General features: G+C 63.7%; 1 protein-coding gene. It reads left to right on the top strand.

What is annotated here, in order from left to right:
• Positions 1-88 precede the first annotated feature (88 nt).
• Positions 89-702 (top strand): AAA family ATPase (locus ACP7BV_RS27545; RefSeq protein WP_426108094.1); only part of this gene is annotated, 614 nt, incomplete at its 3' end.

The following is a 702-nucleotide window of genomic DNA, read 5'->3' as shown; positions in this document are numbered from 1 at the left end:
GGGTTGGTGACCTTGGCAAAGGCAAACGCCAGCTCGGCCTCGGCCACCAGCTTGCCGTCTACCAGCCGACCTATGCGCCGCGCCGCCGATGCGCTGGATGGTGCGTGGTGTGCTGCCGCTTGATGGGCTGGCCGCGCTGTACGGGCCGAGTGGTTCCGGTAAGTCGTTTCTGGTGCTGGACGTGGCCGCAGCGGTGGCCGGTGGTGCATACGATTGGTTTGGCCGCCGCGTGACGCAATGCCCGGTGACGTACTGCGCACTGGAAGGTGAAGCCGGAATGGGCAAGCGGGTCAACGCTTGGAGCCTGCACAACAAGAAGCCAGTGCCCGCCTGCCTGCGATTCATCACTCAGCCGGTAGACCTGCTGGATGGGGGCGACGTAGCCGACCTTGCCAAAGCCGTGCAAGTGGCCGGTGGTGCTGGTGGCCTGGTGATTCTCGACACGCTGAACCGCGCCTCGCCGGGTGCCGATGAAAATTCATCCGTCGATATGGGGAACATCATTACAGCCGCCAAGCGATTGCAGAACCTTACCGGGGGGCTGGTGCTGCTGGTGCATCACACAGGCAAGGACACCACAAAAGGCTTGCGGGGCCATAGCAGCCTGTATGCCGCGCTTGATGGTGCCATTGAAGTGACCCGGACCGACAGCCGCCGCGAGTGGAGCGTGGCGAAGTCGAAGGACGACGAAACCGGGACCAT

It is taken from the genome of Massilia sp. TSP1-1-2, from assembly GCF_049896185.1.
Taxonomy (GTDB): domain Bacteria; phylum Pseudomonadota; class Gammaproteobacteria; order Burkholderiales; family Burkholderiaceae_D; genus Telluria_A.
Note: the sequence above shows the minus strand (reverse complement) of the source record. Positions and strands in the feature narration are given on the sequence as shown.